Consider the following 17881-nt stretch of genomic DNA (forward strand, 5'->3'; position numbering starts at 1 on the left):
ATGAGAGAGAAAAGAACACGATTTTTAGTTTGCTATATATAATAAGGTATGTTGGATTACAATCTTGAAAAACGTAGATTCGTTATCGGTGGAGTGGCCATAGCTATTGTGGTCATTTACATGATTCGTCTGTTTACGCTTCAGATTATGAGCGACGACTACAAGAAGAATGCCGACAGTAATGCCTTCTTGAAGCATATTGAGTTTCCCGCCCGTGGTGCCATTTACGACCGTAATGGTAAGCTGCTGGTGTATAATCAGCCGTCTTACGATCTGATGGTGGTCATGAACGAGGAGAGCGGCAGGCTTGATACGATGGATTTCTGTAATTCGCTGGGTATCACGAAAGAGTTTTTTATCAAGCGAATGAACGATATCAAGGACCGCTCTAAAAACCCGGGCTATTCGCGCTATACCCAGCAGCTTTTTATGGGACAGCTGAGCGACCGGGATTTCAGTGTGTTCCAGGAGAAGATGTTCCGATTCCCCGGTTTCTATGTCCAAAAACGTACCGTCAGAGAATATACCTATCCTTATGCTGCCCATGTGCTGGGTGATGTGGGTGAGGTTTCGCAAAGCGATATTGAAGATGATGACTACTATCAGGCTGGTGACTATATCGGTAAACTGGGTATCGAGAAGTTTTATGAGAAGCAGCTGCGTGGTGAGAAGGGTGTGAAGATCATGCTGAGAGATGCCCACGGAAGAATACAGGGTAGCTATCAGAATGGTAAACTCGACCAGAAACCTGTGGCTGGAAAGGACTTGACGCTGGGATTGGATGTCAAGTTGCAAGCCTTGGGCGAACGTCTGCTCCAGGGTAAAATCGGCAGTATCGTTGCCATCGATCCTAGAACGGGCGATGTGCTGGCTATGGTTTCTTCTCCTTCTTACGATCCAAGACGTCTGGTGGGTAGAAACCGCGGTAAGATGCACAAGTGGCTCTCGCAGAATCCTTGGAAACCGCTCCTGAACCGTAGTATTCAGGGGCAGTATCCTCCGGGTTCTACCTTTAAGACCAGCCAGGCGCTGACCTATCTTACTGAAGGTATCATCACACCGGGAACAGCATTCCCATGTAATCATGGTTTCTCTTATAAGGGTCTGCATGTGGGCTGTCATGGTCACCCGTCGCCTATTTCGCTGGTTGATGCCATCAGTACCTCTTGTAACGGTTACTTCTGTTGGGGTCTTTACTATATGATAGGTAACCGCAAGAAGTATGGCAGCGTACAGAATGCGATGACCTTATGGAAAGATTATATGGTGAGCATGGGATTCGGATATAAGTTGGGCATCGACTTGCCTGGCGAGAAACGCGGTCTCATTCCGAATGCACAGTTCTATGATAAGGCTTACAAAGGTTCATGGAACGGACTGACGGTAATCAGTATTTCTATCGGTCAGGGTGAGGTTAACCTCACGCCGTTGCAGATAGCCAACCTGGGTGCTACCATAGCCAACAGGGGATACTATTATGTGCCTCATGTAGTGAGAAAGGTGAAGGGAGAACCGCTTGATACGCTCTATACCCGACGCCATTATACCAAGGCTTCCCGACGGGCTTACAACTATGTGGTAGCCGGTATGAGAAGTTCGGCGCTGAAGGGAACCTGTAAGCTGCTCGGCCGCTACGATTTCGAAGCTTGCGGAAAGACGGGTACGGCACAGAACCGTGGCCATGACCACTCTGTATTCATGGGCTTTGCTCCGATGAACAACCCGAAGATTGCCATTGCCGTGTATGTAGAGAATGGTGGTTGGGGTGCTGACTATGGTGTGCCTATCGGCGGTCTGATGATGGAACAGTATCTCAAGGGTAAGTTATCTCCTGATTCTGAGCGCAGGGCTGCAGAGATGCAGGCCCGTAGAATCGCCTACGGATTAAGCAGTAGATAGTTTTCAGTTAATAGTTTATAGTTGATAGTTTATAGATTATGATCGATAATAAACAACCTAGTGTGCTTGCTTCACTTGACTGGTGGACGATAGGTATTTATCTGGCACTCCTCATCTTCGGATGGGTGAGCGTCTGTGGAGCCAGCTATAACTATGGTGACAACGAGATATTCAGTCTGGGTGCCCGCTCGGGTATGCAGATTATATGGATTGGCACATCCATAGCACTGGGATTGGTAATCCTGCTGCTTGATGACCGGTTTTACGATACCTTCTCGTATGTCATCTATGGCGTCCTGATACTCTTGCTCTTTGCTACGATATTCAATCCGCATAGCATCAAGGGTTCCCACTCCTGGCTGGTGTTGGGACCGCTCCGACTGCAACCGGCTGAGTTTGGTAAGTTTGCTACGGCTCTGGCGGTAGCCAAATTTATGTCAAGCTATGGTTTCAGTATGCAGAACCTGAAGCATTTCATGGCAGCCGTAGGCATTATCGTTCTGCCGATGCTCTGTATCGTAGGTCAGCGCGAAACGGGTTCTGCCTTGGTTTATCTTTCATTCTTCCTCATGCTTTACCGCGAAGGAATGCCGGGTGCCATTCTCTTTACCGGCGTGTCGATGGTGGCTTATTTCGTAGTGGGTGTGAAGTATGAGAACGTGATGATGTGGGATACCTATACTTCTGTGGGTAAGTTTGTTGTGCTTCTGCTGGTGCAGATTTTTACGGCTGGTATGGTGAACTCCTATACGGGCGATAGGAAACAGGCACTGATAATCCTTGCCTATTCGGTAGGCATTACACTGCTCTTCGTGCTCTTTTCTACCTATGTCATTCCGTTCGACATTGTGTGGATCCAGCTCTTCCTGTGTGCTATGCTCATCGGATTCCTGGTTTATCAGGGACTGAGAACCCGGTTCCGGAATTACTTCCTCATCTCCATCTTTTCGTTGGGAAGTATCGCTTTCTTCTATTCTGCCGATTATGTGTTGAATCATGTGATGGAACCTCATCAGAGAGTGCGTATCAACGTACTGCTGGGACTGGATGAAGATTTGGCTGGTGCGGGATATAACGTGCATCAGAGTGAGATTGCCATTGGTTCCGGCGGACTTCAGGGCAAAGGTTTCCTCAATGGAACGCAGACCAAACTGAAGTTCGTGCCTGAGCAGGATACAGACTTTATCTTCTGTACGGTAGGCGAGGAGGAAGGTTTCCTCGGTTCGGCAGGCGTGCTGCTGCTTTTCCTGGCTTTGATATTGCGGTTGATGCATCTGGCTGAGCGGCAACCTTATAAATTCGGGCGTATCTACGGCTATTGTGTCCTGTCGGTATTCCTCTTCCACCTGTTTATTAATGTGGGAATGGTGCTGGGTTTAACACCGGTTATCGGTATTCCGCTGCCGTTCTTCAGTTATGGTGGCAGTTCGTTATGGGGATTTACCATCCTTCTTTTCATCTTCTTGAGAATTGATGCGGGAAGGAACTTAGTGAGAAGTTAAAAAAAAGAGTGAACAGATTGTTGATGAATCTGTTCACTCTTTTTTTATTGTATCTTGGAAATCTTGATGCCGATGTCACTCACACCGGGCAGGATTTCTCTTTTCATATCATGTCTGATGGCTACGTGTATGGAATCGCCCTGATGCATCTGATAGATGTTGATAGGGAAGTTATACTGATAGTAGCTGATACCCTGTCCTTTGCTCACGCCGTTGTTGTCAATCAGCTGGCAGTTTACCGTATCTATCTTGCATTCGCCTGGTATCTTTCTGTTTCGGTGATAAACCGTCTGTTCTACGATGAGCGTAAGTCCCATGAACGGATAGGCACCTGTAATGCGAAGTCCTAGGCTTTGTTTGTAATGCCCAGGCTCGAGTAGAGGTGATACTTCGAATGATAGGGTGTCGTTCTTCTCCCATCCTGCAATCGGTGTATGGGCATACTCATCGTATACAGTCGAACCGCTGCAGGCAGAGAGAATGTGAACGATCGCTGTCAAAACGATGAAATAAACAGTCTTTTTCATCTTTTTCTAGCTCCTATTCTTTATTCTTGTGGGGCATTGTTGCCTTGTGGTTTGTTACCACCTTGTGGGGCATTATTGCCCTGTGGCTTGTTGCCATTCTGAGGGGCATTATTGCCATTCTGTGGCTTGTTTCCACCCTGTGGCTTGTTGCCATTCTGCGGCTTGTTGCCCTTGTTAGGTCGTCTGTCGTTTCTTGGCTGGCGGTTGTCACCCTTAGGATGATTGCCCTGATTACGGTTGTCGCGGCGCTGGTTGTTTGGCTTGCCTTCATTCTTCTGAGGTTTGTTGTCGCCATTCTGCGCACGGTTCTCGTTCTTCTGAGGCTTGTTGTCTCCCTCCTGCTGGCGAGGTCCCTTGTTCTTATTGTTCTTCTTCTTCTTTTTCTTAGCCTTGTCAAAGCGGCTCAAATCTGCTTCGGCAAGCAGGTCGACTGGCTTGGCTACAGGTTTTGCCTTACCGTCTTCCAGCAGACTCAATGGCTTCTCGCCCTGACGGTTCATTTCGATGATAGCCTTGGCACGCTCGATGCTGATGGTTTCGAGGTTGGAAGCAAGGTTCTTGTCAGAAGAGTAGGTGATAAGGCCAGCCAGGATATCCACCTTGAACTGATGGAAATCACCGTCGGCAGTCTGCAGTACGGCATCCTTAGGAGGCAACTTTCTGCTAGCCTCTACATAGCTGTCTACCTCGTAGTTGAGACAGCACTTCAGTTTGGCGCACATACCGGCAAGTTTCTGAGGATTCAGAGAGATATCCTGGTAGCGTGCTGCATTGGTGCTAACGCTGATGAAGTTCTTCATCCAGGTAGCGCAGCAGAGTTCTCTGCCGCAAGGACCCGTTCCACCGATGCGGCCTGCTTCCTGTCGTGCACCGATCTGTTTCATCTCAATGCGCACATGGAAGGTATCGGCAAGAACCTTGATGAGCTGGCGGAAGTCCACACGTTCGTCAGCGATGTAATAGAAGATAGCCTTGTTGCCGTCTCCCTGATATTCTACATCACCTATTTTCATCTTCAGTCCTAGATCTTTGGCTATCTGGCGGCTCTGGATCATGGTGCCGTGTTCACGGCTCTTAGCCTCCTTGCATTTGTCAAGATCCACCTGTTTGGCGATACGGTAGATACGCTTGATATCATCCTGCGACTTGAGGTTTGCCTTCTTAATCTGGAGTTTTACCAGTCTTCCGGTCAGCGTAACCACACCGATGTCGTGACCCGGGTTAGCCTCTACCGCCACTATATCGCCCTTCTTCAGGTCGAGGTTATTCACATTGTGGTAATATCCCTTACGGGTATTCTTGAACTGTACCTCCACGAGGTCAGTACTTTCAGCATTGCCGGGTACATCGGCAAGCCAGTCGTATGTGTTGAGCTGTCTGTCCTGTCTTCCTACGCCCTTAGCGCACAGACCACGGTCGCAGCCGTTACACATCCTGAATTTCATATTTTTGTAATCCACGATAGTCTAATTTATAATGTATAATTTATAATGTACAATGAATAATGACCGGCATCTGCCCCGTTATTCATTTGAATTCTTCACTCTTCACTTTTCTCTTTTCACTTCCTAAGCAGGAGGACGATGATTTTGAGCGCCATATCGAAGAAAACGATTTTGGCATTGGCATTTTGCGAAATCATGCGCTTGCTGTCTTCGAAGAGGTTGGAGATGTCAATGATGTTTGCCTCGTTGATGAAGCGGGCAAAGTTCTTGGCAAAGTTCTCCTCATCCTGCGTCATGTAGCTCAGTTCCGGATTCCGGAAGTTGTACATGAAACTTTCTCTGAGCATGTGCATAAAGTAGTCGAGCATGCGTTTCTGCTTTTCTCTTCCGAAGGTGGCTATCACATCGGTCCACTTCTTGAGGTCACCTATCTTGCGCATGTAAGCCAGTCGCATCAGCATGATGAACATGTCGAGATGCTGCCGGTTTTCGTTTCCTGCATCCAGTTCTTCGAGTGCGAGGTTCCAGTTGCCGTTGGCGATACGGGCTATGCGGTGTGCCATGTCTGGCTCCAGCGCTCTCCGTTCCGTCAGCGCTTTTTCCATCTCAGCGGTTTCTATCTTCTTGAAGTCGATACGCTGTGTACGGCTTCTGATGGTTTCGAGCAGCAGTTCCGGATTCTCGCTTACCAGCAGGAATACCGTTTGGCGTGGCGGCTCCTCCAGCAGTTTCAGTATCTTGTTGGCACTCTGGATGTTCATACGTTCCGGGAGCCATATCAGACTTATCTTATATCCGCCCTGACTCGACATCATCATCAGTTCGTGAGAGATGGCATCGGTTTCTTCGGCAGTGATGATAGCCTGTTTGTTATAGTCGGCATCCGTCTTGCCCATCTTCAGCATCCAGTCGCTAATCTGGATGTAGGGACCTTTAGAAAGCAGCAGCTCTCTCCATTCCTTGATGAAGTCGAGGCTCACCGGTTTGTGTTCGCTGCCCATATTGGCGGTCTTGATGGTAGGAAAGGTGAAGTGGAGGTCCGGATGTTCCCATTTCCTGAGCATCGGTGAATCGCCCAGAAGATAGCTGGCAAAAGCCAGTGCCATCGCCAGTTTGCCGCAACCCTGCGGGCCGCAGAACATCAGCGCATGGGGCAAACGGTTCTCCTGAACCATCTCCATGAGACGGTTCCATACTTCTTGCTGACCTATAACTTCATTTCTTTGCATTTAAAACAGAATTTTTGCTATTTGCTTGACGCTGTCTACAGCCGATACGGTGAAGAAGTGAACATTGTTGTAACCATGTTCGAAGAGATCTTGCACCTGAGCGGTGGTCCACTCGATACCGAGCTGCTTGGCATCATCGTCAGTTTTACATTTCAATACTTCCTGTGCGAGTTCTTCAGGAATATCGCAGTGGAAGGTTTTCGGCACTACAGTGAGCTGGCTCAACTTGGCGAAAGGCTTGATGGCAGGAATGATAGGGATGGTTACGCCTATCTGCCGAGCCTTTTCAACGAAAGCATAGAACTTCTCGTTGTCGTAGAAGAGCTGGGTAACGGCATACGCTGCGCCCAACTGTTGTTTCTCCAGCAGATGCTGCATATCCATTTCGAGGTTTGGCGCCTCTTCATGCTTCTCCGGATAGCAGGCTACACCGCAGCAGAACTTGTCGCCCGGGTGCTTGATGGGTGTGCCGTCAAAGAAGAAACCGTCGTTAAACTGATTCACCTGCTTCAGGAGGTCGGTGGCATGGGCATGACCGTTCTCGGTTGGTGTAAACTGCCGGTCTTCTTTCGCCTTGTCTCCTCGCAGAACGAGAATGTTGCTGATGCCCAGAAACTGGAGGTCGAGCAGTTCGTACTCGATGTCTTCCTTCGTAGCACCGCTGCAGATAATATGAGGGATGACAGGTATGTCGTACTTATTCTGTATAGCGCCTGCGATGGCTACGGTGCCCGGGCGGCGGCGCACACGCTGGCGAGTGAGGAGACCGTTTTCCAGTTCCTTGTATACATACTCGCTATGGTGCGTAGTGATGTTGATAAAGCGAGGACCAAACTCGCTCAGCGCATCGATGGTACGGAAGAGTGCTGCTGTTCCGTTACCTTTCAGCGGAGGTAAAACCTCGAACGAAAAGCCTCGCTTATCGCCCTGCTGATGTAGGAAATCTGCTATGTTCATATTACCTAAATTCTATGTTTCTTCTTATTTTGGTGCAAATTTACAAAAAAAATAGGGGAAAACCGCATATTGAACGTAATATTTATAAAGAAAAAACGTATATTATTAGGTGGAGATTGATTTTTGGCATGAAAAAAGAAGATTTCCTGCCGGTAAATGCTACGCTATTCTACAGAAAAGTGATTAAAATTTAAACCTAAAAAATAATGGAACAAAAACAAACAGGCTCTAGAGCCTATCTTATTTCAATTGTGATGGTAGCCGTTTTGGGCGGCTTGCTTTTCGGTTATGATACCGCGGTAATCTCGGGAGCCGAGAAGGGTTTGCAGGCATTCTTCATGGGTGCTGAGGATTTCACCTATACCGATTTCTGGCATGGATTCACTTCTTCCAGTGCCCTGATTGGTTGTATCATCGGTTCGGCGCTTTCGGGTGTGCTGGCTTCTAACTGGGGCCGTAAGCGTTCGCTAATCTTTGCGGGTGTGATGTTCTTCATCTCTGCATGGGGATCTATGTGTCCTGAGTCTTTGGTGTTGCCAAAGGGCGAACCTAATCTTACGCTTCTCATCGTGTTCAACCTCTATCGTGTGATTGGCGGTATCGGTGTGGGTCTGGCATCTGCTGTATGTCCGATGTATATCGGTGAGATTGCGCCTAGTAACATCCGTGGTATGTTGGTCAGCTGGAACCAGTTTGCCATCATCTTCGGTCAGCTGGTGGTTTATTTCGTCAACTTCTTCATTCTTGGCGATCATATTGCTCCTGCTATCCAGAGTGTGGGCAACGGTATGAACCAGATTCTGAATGGTGGCGAGGCTGCCTGGGCTATCGAAACCGGATGGCGCTATATGTTTGGTTCTGAGATGGTTCCTGCGGGTTTGTTTGCTCTGCTTATCTGCTTTGTTCCTGAGACTCCCCGTTATCTTGCCATGGTTGGTCAGGATGCGAAGGCTGAGCGTATCCTGGCTCGCATCAATGGTGCTGAGGAGGCTAAGAAGATTTTGGATGACATCAAGAATACGGTTACTGAGAAGAAGGAGAAACTGCTTACTTACGGTGTGCTCTGTATCTTCGTAGGTGTGATGCTTTCCGTATTCCAGCAGGCTGTAGGTATCAATGCCGTGCTCTATTATGCTCCTCGCATCTATGATGCTATGGGCTTTGACAATCCGATGGTATTGACCGTGTTCAATGGTATCGTGAACCTCGGTTTCACCTGTGTAGCCATCTTTACGGTAGAGAAGTTGGGACGTAAGCCTTTGCTCATTACCGGTTCTCTGGGCATGGCATTGGGTGCCATCGGTGTAGCCATCACCTTCGGTAATCCTAATCTGCAGTTGTTGTGCATGGTATCCATCATGGTTTATTCTGCATCATTCATGTTCTCTTGGGGACCAATCTGCTGGGTACTTATCGCCGAGGTATTCCCTAATACGATTCGTGGTGCTGCCGTAGCGATTGCCGTAGCCTTCCAGTGGATTTTCAACTGGATTGTTTCTACCTCTTTCGTTCCGATGGCTAACAGCCTGGGCTATTGGTTCACCTATGGCCTGTATGGTGTTATCTGTATCCTCGCTGCCTTCTTTGTATGGAAGCTCGTTCCTGAGACCAAGGGTAAGACACTGGAGGATATGACCAAGCTTTGGAAGAAAAACTAAGTCCTTATTCTGTGAAATATCAAGACCGCCAGGCGTAGAAAGAAACGCCTGGCGGTCTTTCTTTATGCCCCCGGCTCGTCAGCTTAATCCATACCATGATATGATTTAATTTTTCCATTTTCGTTTTTCTCTTTAAATTGTTAGTGGCCTACCGATTGGGGCAAGCTCGGTGTCCTTCATCGGGAGGAGAATCACATTCTCCGCGCTTTCATGATGCAAAAGTAATGTTTATTTCAGACTTATGCAATTTTTTTGAAGAGAAAAAATGCATTTTAATAGCTGATTTGTTGAAAAAAAAATCTTTTTCCTCCCGTATTACGTATAATGTAAAAAATGTAAACGTATATATATAATATACTTGGTATAATGTAGGGAAGAAAAATTAGCACCTAACTATCTGATATTCAATATCTTGTATTTTTAAGATTCGCCCTGGTAGTCATTGGGGCATATCAGAAGGCACATGATTGGCTCTGATGGTACCTATTATTGGCCCTGGTAGTCATCAAAAAAGGATAATTCTCTCTGGTAGTCATTGCCCACCCAAATGAGGTGAAAAAATGATGTTCTTCCGTTTACCAACTGATGTGGCTGCGTCGGGTTAAGGATATTGCTGAACTGGGTTACGCAGACGGCTGGATTCGCTTACTCAGACGGCTGGACTCGCTGATTGAGCCACTTGAGTAATCTGACAAAGCCACTTGAGTAAGCTGATTGAGCCACTTGAGTAAGTTAACTGAGCCACTTGAGTAAGTTAACTGAGCCACTTGAGTAAGTTAACTGAGCCACTTGAATATTCTGCAGCATACGCTTGCGTGCAAAAGTATACATAATTGAGCCAAATAGTGCACAACTGGTACTTATCGTACCAAAGTGGACAACTAGGACTCCGCCGATGTTGTATCTTTGTATCAGCATTCGGGAAGAGACCGGTGCACAACATGATTATTCACAATTTTAAAATTTTATGTATTATGGCAATTAATTACAGTTTAGTAAAGCTTGCGTCAAAATTTGGTGACAAAGCAGGAGTTCCTAAGTTCTACGCCCGTGCTCAGATGAACGAGTCTATTTCGCTCAAGAAGTTTGCGAAGTTGATCGCTATGCAGACCACTGTATCCTATGCGGATGTAACAGCCGTTCTGGTCAGTATGCAGGAGAACATGATCATCGAGTTGCAGCGAGGAAACCAGATTGATTTCGGCGAGTTGGGCAAGTTCCGCCTCCAGCTTACCAGTGAGGGTGCGGCAACTGCAGCCGAATTTAAGAGCGACATCAACATCAAGGGTGTGAACATCCAGTTTATCCCGGGCAGCGATCTTGCCAACATCTTCGTAGGTATGGAGTTTGAGCAAGTTGCATCACGTGCCGTACAGAAGGCTGCCCTCAAGGCTGAGAAGGAGGGTGCCAAGACTCTCGACATCGAGGAGGCTAAGAAAAAGCCTGCCAAGGACAATGCTCCTTCAGGCGGCGATACCACGGGTGGCAACACCTCTGGCGAACAGACTGGCGGAACAGGCAGTACCGGCAACGGTGACACTGGAGACGGATTAGAATAATTAACCTTTTAAAACAGAATAGATTATGACAGAAAAGAACAAGCAGAAATGGAATGAGATTCTCAAGTTTGCAGTAACCGTACTGACAGCTCTTCTCGGGGCGTTGGGCGTTTCGGCAGGTGGACTTTAGAAGGATGCCTATGAGAGACATCAATATGATAGTGGTGCATTGCAGCGGCAGCCGCTGCAATCACCGTTATACGATGAAGATGCTGCGCTACGACCATGTTCATAACAACGGCTGGACTGACATCGGCTACCATTTCTACATCACGCTGGATGGAGTGGTTCATGCCTGTCGCCCGGTAGAGCGTATGGGCTCTCATGCCCTCGGTTACAATGCGCACAGCATAGGCATCTGTTACGAGGGTGGTCTTTCGCCATCGGGCTGCATCAGCGACACCCGCACTCCTGAGCAGAAGGAGGCGATGAAGCATCTAATTCAGGATCTTCACCACCGTTTTCCGGGCATCCGTACCATCCTGGGGCATCGCGATTTGCCTGGCGTTCAGAAAGCCTGTCCGTGTTTTGATGCCACGAAGCTCCAGTACCTCCTGGATGCTTCCTGATTCTCTTCCATTAAGAGGGTTTTTCAAGAGCAGAATCCCTCTGATTTTATTTAACAAGTTAGGGCGCATCCAATCCGGATGCGCCCTTTTTCTTTGTCGTTATATTTCTTTCATTCAACACTCAACATTCAACACTCACCATTCTTTAACTTTTCCTAGAAAACTCTTGCGGGTTTGAAAATAAAGTCGTAACTTTGCGGCATGGATTTTTAATACAGATGATTATGAAGCAGGTAGAAGAAAGATATATCAGCTTTGATGCCAGCAAGATGGCATATCGCGACATCAAGAATTTCGTTGACACAGCTAAGCGTGAAGGCATAGCTGAGGGTAAGGAAATTGGTATGAAGGAAGGTATGGAAAAAGGCATGGAGAAAGGCAGAGCTGAAGGCAAGCATGAGGCCAACACAGAAACAGCACAACGTTTGCTGGCAATGGGACTTTCTGCCGAACAGGTTGCCAAAGCTACCCAGCTACCTTTGGAAATCATTAAGAATCTGAGCAATTCATAAAAAACAGAAAGCGGAGATGTAGATTACGAATATCACCATATAATCAAGGGTCTATACGCCACCTATCATCGTGGCATATAGACCCTTGTCGTTTCCCGTGAGGTGCGGGTGAATATATGTTTACTGGGCAACTTATACTCCTGCCCAGCTTAGGAGTTAAACTTGATAGTACAGCCTTTTATTCCCAACTCTTTACTGAGTTAAATTGATAGCCGAGGAATATACCATTATCAACGTCTAGGCTGGCAAAGTAACTTTCACCCGTAGGCTTCCAAATATATTGATTCTCGTCAAACTCCATGACTTCCTGATTTTTGGGCAAATACAAATCTATATTTTCTATAGAAGAATTGAGGCCAAAAATACCACCCCCGTGTTCATAGTCACCTTTTACATCCGTGAGTTCTCCCAAAGTTACTTTTCTCAATTTGAGACATTCTGCAAATGCACCTTCATCTATAGCAGAAACATTCGGAGCACAAATTTCTTCCAAATCCACACAGAAGTATAAGGCATACTTTCCAATTTTTGTCACATCAGGCAAAGTAATAGACTTTAATGCCTCTAGTCCTCCTGATTGGTTGTTCAAACCATTTGCAGGAATTTCCTTGCATCCTATTAGAGTGAGATCTATAGTGCCGCCAGATTTTACTTTCTCAAAAGCTTCACGGATAGCATTAAACTCATTAGCGCCAGCATCAGAAGCGAGGTTGAGTCTTATGGCAGTCTTGCTATCTGCTACTTTTTGCTCAATAGCTGACTTTATTTCTTCTGCACTATTTGCCGAAATGACAGTAGCATCCAAAGCATAACTCATAGCATTTTCTGTTTTTTGCAAGAATGTATGAGTTGCCAAAGTTGCTTCTCTATATTTCACTGTAACTTCGGAATTATTTTCAAAAGTACCATATAAATAGGCATTGCCCTTTTCATCCGAAGTAAGTGTATAATTTCCGTTCTGTTCCATATCGCTGCTGCCCGCAGGAGTGAAATATTCGGTATCAACTGTTATTTGCTCATTGGGTAGAGTTGCAATACGCAAACGTGAATATTTGCGTGTTGCCTCGGCAAAAGAAACGGTTATAGTCTCATCATTACCAGTGATTTTAGCATTTCCCTCGATATATTCATCTGTTCCAGGATCCTTACCTTCTTTCAAAACTAATTTTCCGGCTTCCCATTTGTAATTAGGGGCGTAATATACATGAGGTATGTATGCAGGGTCTCCTTCCAGATAAACCAATTCACCACTTGTCAATTCCCAACTCTTGCCATTATATGTAAAGGTTGCACTATGACTTCCATAAGAAGTGTTGTCAATCACTAAAAGCAACTCATCTCCTTCAGCCCATGAAGTCTTGCCCGGATCAGGTGTACCTATAGCACGAGTCTGTGAATCTCCGAATGCCGGAAATTCACCAACAACCAACTGTACGTTGCTCTTGCCTGCTGTTGTGGTTGTTTCTGCTATATCACTTGTGCATGACGCCATTACTATAGTAACGACTGCCAGCATGATGTATTGAAATATCTTGCGCATAGTTATATCCTCCATTGTTTATTTGAGTTCTTCTTCATTTGTCCAACCAGTCATATTATCTATGCTGATTCTGGTCAGTTCCACTTTGTCTTTTCCTACATCGAGTTTGTAGGTGTAGCGATGGCCCTCTTGAAACTCCGTATTTGACCTCATTTTTGCATGGAAGTTTTGGTCGCCTATCTTGAATTTCACGAAAATCTCGCCAACTTTGTAGGAACCAGGGATAACGATTGCAGAAAACATACCATCGTCATGCTTACAGGCTTGTACCCAATCAGGATTACCTGAAGGTGTATTCATTACAAATTTTCCCTGGTCTTGGTCTCTAAAAAATCTAACACTGTTGTGTTTAGAATACACTTGTGGTTCACTAATATCCTTATTGGGATAATCCGCAGTACCAACATGATATACTATCGTGACCAGCGACATGCGATGCTTCATAGGAATGTCTACATAATCTTTAGGGACATCGTACCAATAGCCGTTTATTAAATCTGCAGCTTTCAACTTGGTCTCATCACTTTGGTCTATATGCAAATTATAGATAAAAGGATTGGTTATATCATAAGGATACCAAGCAATCAATTCGCATCTTCCCACTTTTTCCCAGCGAAGTCTTCTGATAGGTTCCCAACGGTATAACCCATTTTCTTCCACATATTTATATTCACCAGTTCTAGTATCTTCATCACCGAAAATTTGCAGTACACTTATTAGGTCCTCATTCTCCCAATTGTTACCGTGTCCCAATGTATTGACACGAGTCTGCATACCTCCAACAGAGAAAGTGGCATTGATTTCCTGCCCTTTCAGCGTAGGAGCCATATCTTCATTTTGCGTACATGCTGTAAAGCCCATAGCCATAAGGCCCATTACCGCATAGGAAATTCTTTGTTTTATCGTCTTCATAATCTTTAATTTTTTATTGTTAGTGAGTTAGTGAGCGGCCAAGCTCACTAACCCTGTATTCCCTATTTTCAGTACCTTATTTATCATTACAAAGCTATATCTGCGTCTAAATCACTTGAATCACCATTTTCCCAAGGAACTATATTAGCTTTTTCTATAGTAATCCCCGTATTTTTAACAGTTATGTTGTATGTATATTTTTTGCCACCTTCAAATTGTCCATTGGTGGATGGTGTTATAGGGGTTGTGTATTTTACTTCGCTATCATTCAACAACAAGTAAATCTCTATATCCATTTTATTGCTTTCAAGGCTTTGCGGCAACATGATATAAGCAAAACTTTCTTCGCTTTCAAAAGGTACATCATTAAAAACACGAGTAAGAGTCGCTCTGTCACCAGCAGTTTCAACCGAACCTGTTCTTGTGTCAAATTTACCGCTTGTAAATATTCCTTTCATATTCAAGCTATTGAATTTATAATTGTTATATTTGACACCCTGCCCTGGCTTAATTTTGAATTCAACCAAACTCATACAATGCTTAAAGCGATGTTCTGCATCTGTAAAATTCACAGTTGGAGATGCTTTACTTGCAGTAGCTCCTGAGGCAAAAAGTACATCAGCCTTACAAGGTTGGTTTGCTTCTACCTCAGCTATATTCCAATTCATTTTACCATCAGTTAAGAATTTGCTATAAGGATAGTATGCACTAAATGTTGTCTCTTTGTTGTCCTTGAAATAGATGATGTTGTTATTGTCAGCAGCTTCAAAAGTACCATCCCCATTTGTTGTTACATACTTTTTGTTGTCTCCTGTTGTATTGCCAGAAGATGTGGCATATACGCCAATGGCATCATTCTTAGACCATGTATCGTCAGTGGTGGCACGTGTGATGTTTTTAACAATGTCCGCCTGTACGGTAGCAGCAACAGGACCATTGTTGCCGATACCGTCTTCTTCGTTAGCGCAAGCTGCAAACAGCAATGCTGCGGCAGCGATGTATAAGAATCTAAATTTCTTCATAAATGTTGTTATTTAATAGTTATTAATTTGCTACATATTCATTGTTGCCTTCTGCCGGAATCCAGCCTTTAATCGTTCCTTCTACTACAACTCCGGTCTTCCTGATGTTGAGCGAAAGGGTATAATACTTGCCCTGCTCCAGGGTGATGTCGGTATTCGCCTTCCATGAATAGGTGGTATCACCCAATCGGAAGGAAACCTTCAGAGGCTGGTTGGCTGCCTGGATGGTCTGCGGAACCAGCAGAGAGGAGTATTGGGCAGAGATGTTGGCATGCTCTGCATCCTTTGCCTGGAAAGAAACATTCTCTGGAGTAATGGACTCTGCTGCGGCATCAGCCTGAACCGTTATCTGCGGCTTATCCTGAGAAAAGTCGCATACGCCTGACAAAACGGTGCCCTCTACCTTTACGTCTTCTATCTTTGACAGATCTACCTCATCGTTGGAAAAGGCGGAATGGAAGTTGAAGGTTACCATCAGCTGGCTGAAGGCATGATCAAACTTCACCTCTACAATCTTGTCTTTGTTCTCGCCGACGATGGTTGGAATATAATCCTTAGCCTTGAACACCAGGAGGTCGGAAGACAGGTCTGCTTTAGTCTGTACGGCTTTCACCGATACAGGGAACTGCTTCTGGGTAGCCAAGGCATCACTTATATCAGCCTGATAAGGAGCATAGGCGATGATGTCGGCAGAAGGAATCTCACTCTGCCACAACATTGGGGTAGCAGAAGTCCACTCTTCGCCGTTCTTCGTCATCTTAACATTATTATATTGCAAAGATGAAGCGTGCTCTCCGGAACCCTGTATACAGATGCCGAAGTTTTGCAGGGTGGCTGTTTCGGTGATGCCACGGGTAGCAATATCTGATACCTGCGTGGTGATGCGAATGCCGCCAACTGAAGATGGGCTTTCGCCTGGCGTCATACTATCCTCCTGCGAACAACTCGCCATAAGGAGGAGGGCGCAAGCCATCTGGGGTAATAAACTGGATAATTTCATATTCATTTCATTTAATATTCATTTTAGTCCCAAATGCTTGTACTTCTAGCCGGACTGCTTTCTTCCATGTTACCTGAGCCTAAAGAACCACCGGGTTGAAAACCGTTCACGGTAGGTGTAGAATTGGTTTCGCCACTTCCTGCGAGAATCTGAGTAGTTTCCAATTCGAGTACCTGCACAGATGGAGCTACATACTTTTTCTTCTTAGTTAAAACTTTCTTCATATCTATTATGTTTTGATTATAATTTACGACATTTTAAATCTTTACTTGATACAGATTATAAAAAATCCAGGTGCAAAGTTAAGGGTTTTATTTAAAAGTGGGGGGGGTAATATTTGTTTTTTCAGGTATGATTTTTTGGTTTTAGGTGTCTCATTCGTGGGCAATGCGACACCTTGTTAGTATTTTTTAACGTTTTCAGACTTTATTCAAGAAGTAATTATCAACAAAGACTAATTATACGTCACCTGTTCATCGAGGCATATAGACCATTCAACACTCCACATTCAACATTCACCATTCAACACTCAACATTCAACATTCAACACTCACCATTCTCTAACTTTTTCCGAAACTTTTCCCTAAAATCTCTTGCGGGTTTGAAAATAAAGTCGTAACTTTGCAGTAGTGAATTTTAAAACAGATGGTTATGAAGTACTTAGATCCTAAGGCAGACCTTACGTTCAAGAAGATATTCGGCAATCATCCTAAAAGACTGATCAGCCTTCTGAACGCCCTCCTGCCACTCAGCGAAGAAGAGCAGATACACGAGATAAAGTATCTGCCTACAGAACTTGTGCCCCAGCTCGAAGGGGGCAAGAACACCATAGTGGATGTACTCTGCACAGATGTCAGAGGCAGGAAGTTCTGCGTGGAAATGCAGATGGAATGGTCTGACGCATTCCAGCAGCGAGTACTGTTCAATGCATCCAAGCTCTATGTGAGTCAGGCAAAAAAGGGAGGCAAATACAGCGAACTCCAACCAGTGTATTCTCTCAACCTGATAAATGAAATCTTTGCGCATGATACTCCGGATTTCATCCACAACTACCGCATCGTGCACGATAAGGACAGCAATAAGGTCATCGAAGGCTTGCATTTCACCTTCATTGAACTCCCGAAGTTCACTCCTCATTCCATTGCCGATAAGCGCATGATGGTCTTGTGGCTCCGTTTCCTCACAGAAATAAATTCCAATACGAAGGATATTCCTGCCGACCTGCTCAATGATCCGGAGATTGGAAAAGCAGTAGAAGATCTTGAAGTTTCCGGATTTACAGATGCCGAACTCAGAGCCTATGACAAGTTTTGGGATTCGGTAAGTGTTGAAAGAACCCTTCTGGATGACAGATATCAGAAAGGAATGGAAGAAGGTATGGAAAAAGGCATGGAGAAAGGCAGAGCAGAAGGCAAGCATGAGGCCAACACAGAAACAGCACAACGTTTGCTGGCAATGGGACTTTCTGCCGAACAGGTTGCCAAAGCTACCCAGCTACCTTTGGAAATCATTAAGAATCTGAGCAATTCATGAAAAATATAATAGCGGAG

16 protein-coding genes and 1 pseudogene are annotated in these 17881 nt (G+C 45.4%); 8 read left to right on the forward strand and 9 right to left on the reverse strand.

Translation table 11 applies throughout. The annotated features are described in order from the left end of the window. Positions 1-48: 48 nt before the first annotated feature. Complete coding sequence (gene mrdA, locus KUA46_RS15825; RefSeq protein WP_119229727.1) at positions 49-1899, forward strand: penicillin-binding protein 2; 1851 nt, start codon at positions 49-51, stop codon at positions 1897-1899. Positions 1900-1937: 38 nt separating this feature from the next. After that, entirely contained in the window at positions 1938-3401 is a 1464-nt protein-coding gene (gene rodA / locus KUA46_RS15830) for a rod shape-determining protein RodA (protein ID WP_218487578.1), read from the forward strand. 44 nt (positions 3402-3445) lie between these two features. On the opposite strand, the gene KUA46_RS15835 is transcribed toward rodA, so the two are convergent. The 4 genes from KUA46_RS15835 to KUA46_RS15850 all read right to left on the reverse strand — a co-directional run bounded on the left by KUA46_RS15835 (position 3446) and on the right by KUA46_RS15850 (position 7559). Next, positions 3446-3928 (reverse strand): gliding motility lipoprotein GldH, encoded by a 483-nt coding sequence (locus tag KUA46_RS15835; protein WP_022120428.1) that lies wholly within the window; start codon positions 3926-3928, stop codon positions 3446-3448. A 20-nt stretch (positions 3929-3948) separates the two neighbouring features. Beyond that, a complete protein-coding gene (gene ricT / locus KUA46_RS15840; protein ID WP_254970162.1) occupies positions 3949-5388 on the reverse strand; it encodes a regulatory iron-sulfur-containing complex subunit RicT in 1440 nt (479 codons plus the stop codon). A 101-nt stretch (positions 5389-5489) separates the two neighbouring features. Further along, positions 5490-6602, reverse strand: coding sequence for an ATP-binding protein (locus KUA46_RS15845; protein WP_117694004.1), 1113 nt, complete (start codon positions 6600-6602; stop codon positions 5490-5492). Continuing rightward, positions 6603-7559 carry a methylenetetrahydrofolate reductase gene (locus KUA46_RS15850; protein WP_117727839.1) on the reverse strand — a complete coding sequence of 319 codons (957 nt, stop codon included), beginning with the start codon at positions 7557-7559 and terminating at the stop codon, positions 6603-6605. A 206-nt stretch (positions 7560-7765) separates the two neighbouring features. Here KUA46_RS15850 and xylE point away from each other — a divergent pair, with 206 nt between their 5' ends. The 5 genes and pseudogenes from xylE to KUA46_RS15875 form a co-directional block, all read left to right on the forward strand. Continuing rightward, on the forward strand, positions 7766-9217 hold the full coding sequence (gene xylE, locus KUA46_RS15855; RefSeq protein ID WP_218487576.1) for a D-xylose transporter XylE: 1452 nt from the start codon (positions 7766-7768) through the stop codon (positions 9215-9217). Positions 9218-10191: 974 nt separating this feature from the next. Further along, complete coding sequence (locus tag KUA46_RS15860; protein WP_218487575.1) at positions 10192-10776, forward strand: HU family DNA-binding protein; 585 nt, start codon at positions 10192-10194, stop codon at positions 10774-10776. A gap of 25 nt (positions 10777-10801) precedes the next feature. Further along, complete coding sequence (locus tag KUA46_RS15865; protein WP_022120813.1) at positions 10802-10906, forward strand: smalltalk protein; 105 nt, start codon at positions 10802-10804, stop codon at positions 10904-10906. 10 nt (positions 10907-10916) lie between these two features. Continuing rightward, the gene (locus tag KUA46_RS15870; RefSeq protein WP_434725805.1) at positions 10917-11345 is read left to right on the forward strand and encodes an N-acetylmuramoyl-L-alanine amidase; all 429 of its coding nucleotides are present in this window, start codon (positions 10917-10919) and stop codon (positions 11343-11345) included. A 341-nt stretch (positions 11346-11686) separates the two neighbouring features. Beyond that, positions 11687-11857, forward strand: a pseudogene (locus tag KUA46_RS15875) (Rpn family recombination-promoting nuclease/putative transposase); the annotation flags it as partial. A 178-nt stretch (positions 11858-12035) separates the two neighbouring features. Here the strand turns inward: KUA46_RS15875 and KUA46_RS15880 are convergent. The 5 genes from KUA46_RS15880 to KUA46_RS15900 form a co-directional block, all read right to left on the reverse strand. After that, positions 12036-13412 carry a leucine-rich repeat protein gene (locus KUA46_RS15880; RefSeq protein ID WP_218487573.1) on the reverse strand — a complete coding sequence of 459 codons (1377 nt, stop codon included), beginning with the start codon at positions 13410-13412 and terminating at the stop codon, positions 12036-12038. A gap of 3 nt (positions 13413-13415) precedes the next feature. Next, entirely contained in the window at positions 13416-14309 is an 894-nt protein-coding gene (locus tag KUA46_RS15885) for a fimbrillin family protein (RefSeq protein ID WP_434725806.1), read from the reverse strand. Between the two features lie 86 nt (positions 14310-14395). Next, positions 14396-15331 carry a fimbrillin family protein gene (locus KUA46_RS15890; RefSeq protein WP_337499438.1) on the reverse strand — a complete coding sequence of 312 codons (936 nt, stop codon included), beginning with the start codon at positions 15329-15331 and terminating at the stop codon, positions 14396-14398. A 22-nt stretch (positions 15332-15353) separates the two neighbouring features. Then, positions 15354-16331 carry a fimbrillin family protein gene (locus tag KUA46_RS15895; protein WP_218486708.1) on the reverse strand — a complete coding sequence of 326 codons (978 nt, stop codon included), beginning with the start codon at positions 16329-16331 and terminating at the stop codon, positions 15354-15356. Positions 16332-16354: 23 nt separating this feature from the next. After that, positions 16355-16555, reverse strand: coding sequence for a hypothetical protein (locus tag KUA46_RS15900; RefSeq protein WP_217327165.1), 201 nt, complete (start codon positions 16553-16555; stop codon positions 16355-16357). A 421-nt stretch (positions 16556-16976) separates the two neighbouring features. Between KUA46_RS15900 and KUA46_RS15905 the strand changes: the two genes are divergently transcribed. Then, on the forward strand, positions 16977-17864 hold the full coding sequence (locus KUA46_RS15905) for an Rpn family recombination-promoting nuclease/putative transposase (protein ID WP_218486707.1): 888 nt from the start codon (positions 16977-16979) through the stop codon (positions 17862-17864). Positions 17865-17881: the final 17 nt, after the last annotated feature.

It is taken from the genome of Segatella copri, assembly GCF_019249765.2.
Taxonomy (GTDB): Bacteria; Bacteroidota; Bacteroidia; order Bacteroidales; family Bacteroidaceae; genus Prevotella; species Prevotella copri_K.

Excerpts from the sequence above, each read along its gene's own strand:
- mrdA (WP_119229727.1), top strand. The coding sequence starts at position 49 with ATGTTGGATTACAATCTTGAAAAACGTAGATTCGTTATCGGTGGAGTG.
- rodA (WP_218487578.1), top strand. The coding sequence starts at position 1,938 with ATGATCGATAATAAACAACCTAGTGTGCTTGCTTCACTTGACTGGTGG.
- KUA46_RS15835 (WP_022120428.1), bottom strand. The coding sequence starts at position 3,928 with ATGAAAAAGACTGTTTATTTCATCGTTTTGACAGCGATCGTTCACATT.
- KUA46_RS15845 (WP_117694004.1), bottom strand. The coding sequence starts at position 6,602 with ATGCAAAGAAATGAAGTTATAGGTCAGCAAGAAGTATGGAACCGTCTC.
- KUA46_RS15850 (WP_117727839.1), bottom strand. The coding sequence starts at position 7,559 with ATGAACATAGCAGATTTCCTACATCAGCAGGGCGATAAGCGAGGCTTT.
- xylE (WP_218487576.1), top strand. The coding sequence starts at position 7,766 with ATGGAACAAAAACAAACAGGCTCTAGAGCCTATCTTATTTCAATTGTG.
- KUA46_RS15860 (WP_218487575.1), top strand. The coding sequence starts at position 10,192 with ATGGCAATTAATTACAGTTTAGTAAAGCTTGCGTCAAAATTTGGTGAC.
- KUA46_RS15865 (WP_022120813.1), top strand. The coding sequence starts at position 10,802 with ATGACAGAAAAGAACAAGCAGAAATGGAATGAGATTCTCAAGTTTGCA.
- KUA46_RS15870 (WP_434725805.1), top strand. The coding sequence starts at position 10,917 with ATGAGAGACATCAATATGATAGTGGTGCATTGCAGCGGCAGCCGCTGC.
- KUA46_RS15880 (WP_218487573.1), bottom strand. The coding sequence starts at position 13,412 with ATGGAGGATATAACTATGCGCAAGATATTTCAATACATCATGCTGGCA.
- KUA46_RS15885 (WP_434725806.1), bottom strand. The coding sequence starts at position 14,309 with ATGAAGACGATAAAACAAAGAATTTCCTATGCGGTAATGGGCCTTATG.
- KUA46_RS15890 (WP_337499438.1), bottom strand. The coding sequence starts at position 15,331 with ATGAAGAAATTTAGATTCTTATACATCGCTGCCGCAGCATTGCTGTTT.
- KUA46_RS15895 (WP_218486708.1), bottom strand. The coding sequence starts at position 16,331 with ATGAAATTATCCAGTTTATTACCCCAGATGGCTTGCGCCCTCCTCCTT.
- KUA46_RS15900 (WP_217327165.1), bottom strand. The coding sequence starts at position 16,555 with ATGAAGAAAGTTTTAACTAAGAAGAAAAAGTATGTAGCTCCATCTGTG.
- KUA46_RS15905 (WP_218486707.1), top strand. The coding sequence starts at position 16,977 with ATGGTTATGAAGTACTTAGATCCTAAGGCAGACCTTACGTTCAAGAAG.